Raw genomic sequence first — 6,010 nt, 5'->3', positions numbered from 1 at the left:
TTCCATCATATCATGATAATCAGCCTGAGCCTGGTAAAGCTCCATAGTAGTAAATTCAGGATTATGCTTATAGGACATCCCTTCATTACGGAAATTTCTATTGATTTCAAATACCTTTTCAAATCCACCAACAATTAACTTTTTAAGATAAAGCTCCGGTGCAATTCTTAAGTAGAGATCCATATCCAAAGTATTATGATGGGTTACAAAAGGACGAGCAGTTGCTCCACCTGCAATTGGATGCATCATCGGTGTTTCAACTTCTAAAAATCCTTTTTCCTCCAGGTATCTTCTCATCTCCTTGATGATTTTACTTCTAATAACAAAAGTTTCTTTAACATCAGGGTTAACAATTAAATCCAAATAACGCTGCCGATAACGAATATCTTTGTCCTTTAAACCATGAAACTTTTCCGGTAAAGGTCTTAAAGATTTAGTTAAAAGTTCAAAAGAAGATACTCTAATTGAAACCTGTCCCCGATTCGTTTTGAAAACAGTTCCTGTAATACCAACTAAGTCTCCAAGATCTAAATCCTGAAAAAATTCATAGCGCTCTTCGCCAATATTATTCTGTTTTACATATAATTGAACTTTTCCGCTCATATCCATCAAATCAGCAAAACTCGCCTTACCGTGAGTACGAATCGCCATTAAACGGCCTGCTAATTTAACTTCTTTTTCTTCCAGTTCTTCAAAGTTATTTTCTACTTCAACTGCATGATGAGTAACTTCGTATTTCTCAGCAAAAGCCTTTTTGCGCTCTTCTCTTAATTGAGATAGCTTTTCCCGTCTCTGTAACATTAACTCATTCATATCTTCGAGCATATTTTCACTCATTATAAATATCCAACTCCTTATTTAATTATAATAGAGTTCTACCCCTATTTCTTACAAACAACAGTAATTTTGTGAATTATAAATGATTTTGATAATTTTATTTAATGTCTAACCTTTTTAATTGAAATAATCTCATAGTCAACTTCCCCCGCAGGAGTTTCAACAGTTACTTCATCCCCTATAGCATGTCCTAAAATTGCTTTACCGATAGGTGATTCATTTGAAATCTTATAATTTAATGGGTCTGCTTCTGCTGAGCCAACTAAAGTATAGCTGATTTTTTCGTCACTATCAAGGTCATGCAGCATAACGGTAGTTCCAAGGTTAACCTGTTTGTCAGTTACTTCTTCATCTTTAACAACATGGGCATTGTTGAGCATATTTTTTATTTCCTGAATTCTACCTTCCACAAACGCCTGCTCATTTTTAGCATCATCATATTCAGAGTTCTCACTGATATCTCCAAATTCTCTGGCTACCTTAATTCTTTTTGCAACCTCACGTCTCTTCTCAGTTTCTAAATATTCCAATTCGTTTTCTAATTTTTCAAACCCTTCTTCAGTCAGCATTACCTGTTCTGCCATAGCTATCTACCTCTACTTTCTAAATAATATTTTAATTTTTAAATTGTCGAAATTGTCTAATATATATAAAAGCACCAAATGGGCCCGCAACACAGCCCAACAAGAAAGTGTGCCAGGTAATAATACCTGACACTACTATAAGTCTACAATTATTAATTATTATAAATAACTTTACTTTTATTGTCAAGCAAGTTTAGATAATCACTTAAATTAATCTAAGAACTTATAGTCTTCTGATAGCTCCTTAATAGTCTTATCAGAGCTTCCAGATCAGACAGCTGGTTAACTTTATTTTTAATATCACTGGCATTCGGAAGCCCCTTTAAATACCAGGAGATGTGTTTTCGCATAATCGGAACTCCATGTCTTTCCCCATAGTAGTCAACTGCAAGTTTTAAGTGCCTAATAGCCATATCAATTTTTTTTGAATATGAAGGCTTTTCAAGCAACATACCTGTTTTTAAGTATTCAATAATTTCTTTAAATATCCAGGGGTAGCCCTGAGCTGCGCGTCCAATCATTATACCGGCACAGTCGGTCTGTTCAATAACAGCTTCTGCATCTTCAGCAGAAAAGATATCGCCATTTGCAATTACAGGAACCTCTACCTCCTGAACAACCTTTTTTATTACTTGCCAGTCAGCCTTACCTTTATAAAACTGACTGCGGGTTCTACCATGTACTGCAATTGCTGCTGCACCAGCTTCTTCTGCAAGTTTTGCAAGTTCAACTGCATTAATATTTTCTTCATCCCAACCGCTGCGCATTTTGACAGTCACTGGAACACCGGTGGCTTCAACAGCTGCTTTTATTATTTTATAGGCAAGCTCTAAATCTTTCATCAGGGCTGACCCGGCACCATTTTTTACAATTTTTCTGGCAGGACAACCCATATTAATGTCGATAATGTCCACATTATATTCTTCAGAAATACCTGCAGCAGCCCGGGCCATAAAATCCGGCTCTTCCCCAAAAATCTGGACAGCTATTTTTCCATTTTCTGCTTTATCAAATTCAATTAATTCTGCAGTCCTTTTATTTCCATATTCATAACCTTTAGCACTAACCATTTCTGTATAAAGAAGTTCAACTCCCATTTCTCTAATTAACTGTCGATAAGGGTAATCACTCACACCTGCCATAGGAGCTAAAAAAACTGCAGGTTCAACTTTTAAATCCTGTATCTTCATTCTAAGATCCCATTCCATTTATATCAGCTATATATTTTAATCCCTTTAAAGTTAAAAAGGGTTCTACATGATCAATCGAATCAGTTTCAGCAGCTATCAGACTTACAAGCCCACCGGTAGCAATCACAACAGCATCTTCGGAAAGCTCTTTTTTGAATTTCTTAACCAGGTATTCAACCTGACCAACAAAACCATAAACTATTCCAGATTTCATGCCATCAATTGTATTTTTACCGATCGCTTTCCCTGGTTCAATCAGCTCAATTCTCGGCAGCTTAGCCGATTGGCTGAAGAGAGCTTCTGCTGAAATTCCTATCCCAGGCGCAATAGAACCACCAAGATATTCTCCTTTTTTTGAAACTGCACAAAAAGTTGTAGCAGTTCCAAAATCAACAATTATTAGTGGTCCCTCGTATAGGTGACCTGCTGCTACGGCATTAACTATTCGGTCGGCACCAACTTCTTTGGGATTATCAGTTTTAATATTCATTCCTGTTTTTACTCCTGGTCCAACAACTAATGGATTTACATTAAAATAACGATAGGCTGTTTTCTTTAAAATTCTTAAAATCGGAGGTACAACACTTGAAATAATGATTGAGTTTACAGCATCATTATTGATATCTGCTGACTCAAACAGATTTTTAAAAAGCATCCCATACTCATCTGGAGTTTTATTTCTATCAGTAGAAATTCGCCAGTGAGTTTTTAACTCGTCACCCTGATATAAACCCAAAACTGTGTTAGTATTACCAATATCCATTGTTAAAATCATTTTTTTCTGCCCCTTATTGATTTTATTTAGTCCATCTTTTTTCTAATTTTAAATAAAGGCCTATCTAAAAAAGCAGCTGAATATTTAAAAGCTGCAGTCTTATATTAAACCAAACTGCAGCTAAATGTCAAATTATTACTTAATCTTTAAAGTAATTTTTTATTTCCTGGAAAATTTCTTTAGTCGACAAAATTTCCTTAACCCTTCCTATACCAGCTCCGGTAAAGAATACACCATTATCAAGATCTCCTTTTCTGGCATTAATCAGAGCGTCTTTGATACAGAACTTTTTAGTACAGCTCTTTAAACAATCTGTACAGTTTGCTGGTGAGGGAGCTTCGCCGGCTTGAATGAGTTTAGAAAATCTTGTTTTAATAGCATTGGCTTTGTAACCAACCGAACTCATAATCTTCACTACATCATCATTAGAAGCTTTAACACATAACTCCTTGAATTTTTTTGAAACTGAAGCTTCCTTACTTGCCAGAAATCTGGTTCCCATTTGGACCCCATCAACACCTAGTTTAAACATGGCTTCAATATCTGCAGGAGTTACTGCTTCGCCAGCGCCAATTACAGGTATATCGACTTTTCCGGCTATTTTTTTAATCAAATCAAAACTATTTTCATCACTACCAAGATGTCCTCCAGCATTTCCTCCTTCAACTACTACAGCAGACGCACCTAATTTTTGGGAAATCTTTGCCAGTTTCAGGGAAGAAACAATAGGAATCACCGGGGTATTATATTCTTTGCCGACCCCAAACATATCTCGCGAAAATCCGGCTCCTGAAATAATACAATCTATACCTGATTCAACTGAGGCCTTTAACAGTTCGCTAAAACCTGTAGCCGCAAACATTATATTTACACCAATTATACCATCACTTAATTTTCTTGCTTTTTTGATTTCTGATTTTAATTCTTCAGGTGTCATAACTGAAGCACCAATTACTCCAATACCACCTTCATTGGCAACAGCAGCTGCCAGTTCAGCCATTGAAACTCTAATTGCCATTCCTCCCTGGATAATAGGAAGTTTTGCTTTTAAATCAGCAATCTTTAATTCAGGTAATCTCAATTTATCACTCCTAAAAATATTTTAAACTTTATTCTACTTTATCTTATCATAGAATCAATCAGATTTAAATGTTTTTCTGACTATTAGTCAAAATTATAGTTTAAACTATTTGGCTAAGGAGCGGACGGTATTTCAATTTCACCTGCCAGAAACTGCTGTTTATACTCTTCGATTTTGGTCCTTTTTTCTCTACTCAACATATCAGATAGCTGATCCTGTTCTAAAACAAAAGCATTATCAGCCAGACCAAATTCTTTAATTTCGTTAATGTAATTATCATTACTATAATTTTCAATTAACATTTTGACCAGATGATCAGTATTTTTTAAAACTGCTGTTATCATATTATTTGGAGCAAGCTCTATATCTGCAGCATCCAGTGAAATTAATTTGATATTTTTTTCTAAAGCTGTCTCTATTATCCCCCGCGAAGAAGGTCCTGCAGCATAAAAAATCAAATCAACATTTTCTGCCGCTAATTCCGCACTAATTTCTTTAGCAGCAGAAAAGTCATTAAAACTACCTACATAACGACTAATAATTTCTATTTCAGAATTCACAGATTTAACACCTGTCTCAAATCCAATCTGATAATGACCAATTTTTTCTGTTTTTTGACCTCCAATAAATGAAACTTTAGCATTCTCACTTGCCAGAGCAGCAACAACTCCAGCTAAAAATCCCTCTTCTTTTTTGTTAAAGGTAAGAGACATAACATTCTCTTCTTCGACTATTCCATCAAACAGTACAAAATTAGTTTTTGGATACATCTGAGCAGCTTCTTTGACAGCCTGTTCCATCGAAAAGCCGACTCCCCAGATTAAGTCGAAATTATTTTCCGCAAAATAATTAAGATTATCCTGGTATTCTGTCATTAGCTCTGATTCTCTATAAGCTGTTTTTAAATTTAAACTTTCAGCCACTTTATTCAAGGAATTTCTCAACTGCTGATTATAGCTTCTATCTTTAAAGCCACCGACATCACTAACTAAAGCAACTTCCAGGTATTGGGCAGAGACAGCAGATGATATTAATAAAAGAAAGAGTATTAAGATTGATATTATTTTAAATTTCATTTTTTTCACCTTCCTGGGAACAGTCATTATATTTTTCAAGACTCTGATAATTTAAGGAGGTATTAGATGACTGAAGTTTCTTCTGTCTCCCATCAGCAAACTCAACTAATAGATCACCATTATCCATTATTTCTTTAATTAAAACAGTCTCTTTTTTACCATTATGTCTAAGATCAACTTTTTTTCCAGTCAGATTTAAAGTTTCTTTCCACTGATTAATTATTTGGTCTCGCTTCTCAGCCAGATAATTATCAAAATACAAATTGATTTTTTCTATTAATCTGGCCAGAAATAGGTTTTTATTGATCTTTTTGTTCTTTTGCAGGTAATAAGATGTAGCAATTTCTTTTATTTCTGAGTTGAAATAGTCATTATTTAAATTAATTCCACAGCCAACAATAACAAAGATCTCCTCTTCCTTATTTAAAAGTAATTCTGATAAGATACCACAAATCTTTTTGTTATTG

Annotated in this window: 6 protein-coding genes and 1 pseudogene; all 7 read right to left on the bottom strand. The window is 34.7% G+C overall.

All coding sequences use genetic code 11. From position 1 onward, the window contains the following. The coding region (locus CI949_RS15385; protein ID WP_290767880.1) for an amino acid--tRNA ligase-related protein at positions 1 to 837 on the bottom strand (837 nt) is incomplete at its 3' end. Positions 838 to 938: 101 nt separating this feature from the next. Further along, entirely contained in the window at positions 939 to 1,421 is a 483-nt protein-coding gene (gene greA, locus CI949_RS15380) for a transcription elongation factor GreA (RefSeq protein ID WP_108141695.1), read from the bottom strand. A gap of 215 nt (positions 1,422 to 1,636) precedes the next feature. Then, entirely contained in the window at positions 1,637 to 2,611 is a 975-nt protein-coding gene (gene dusB, locus CI949_RS15375) for a tRNA dihydrouridine synthase DusB (protein ID WP_290767876.1), read from the bottom strand. 1 nt (position 2,612) lies between these two features. Beyond that, a complete protein-coding gene (locus tag CI949_RS15370; RefSeq protein WP_133531068.1) occupies positions 2,613 to 3,386 on the bottom strand; it encodes a type III pantothenate kinase in 774 nt (257 codons plus the stop codon). Between the two features lie 139 nt (positions 3,387 to 3,525). After that, positions 3,526 to 4,467: a nitronate monooxygenase family protein gene (locus CI949_RS15365; protein WP_290767872.1), complete on the bottom strand. Its 942-nt coding sequence runs from the start codon at positions 4,465 to 4,467 to the stop codon at positions 3,526 to 3,528. A 113-nt stretch (positions 4,468 to 4,580) separates the two neighbouring features. Beyond that, complete coding sequence (locus CI949_RS15360) at positions 4,581 to 5,543, bottom strand: BMP family ABC transporter substrate-binding protein (protein WP_290767869.1); 963 nt, start codon at positions 5,541 to 5,543, stop codon at positions 4,581 to 4,583. Continuing rightward, positions 5,533 to 6,010 (bottom strand): annotated as a pseudogene (locus CI949_RS15355) (hypothetical protein); the annotation flags it as partial. The gene CI949_RS15360 and the pseudogene CI949_RS15355, both read right to left, overlap by 11 nt.

Source organism: Halanaerobium sp., assembly GCF_003070835.1.
This window is presented reverse-complemented; position numbering and strand designations above follow the sequence as displayed.

Excerpts from the sequence above, each read along its gene's own strand:
- CI949_RS15360 (WP_290767869.1), bottom strand. The coding sequence starts at position 5,543 with ATGAAATTTAAAATAATATCAATCTTAATACTCTTTCTTTTATTAATA.
- greA (WP_108141695.1), bottom strand. The coding sequence starts at position 1,421 with ATGGCAGAACAGGTAATGCTGACTGAAGAAGGGTTTGAAAAATTAGAA.
- dusB (WP_290767876.1), bottom strand. The coding sequence starts at position 2,611 with ATGAAGATACAGGATTTAAAAGTTGAACCTGCAGTTTTTTTAGCTCCT.
- CI949_RS15370 (WP_133531068.1), bottom strand. The coding sequence starts at position 3,386 with ATGATTTTAACAATGGATATTGGTAATACTAACACAGTTTTGGGTTTA.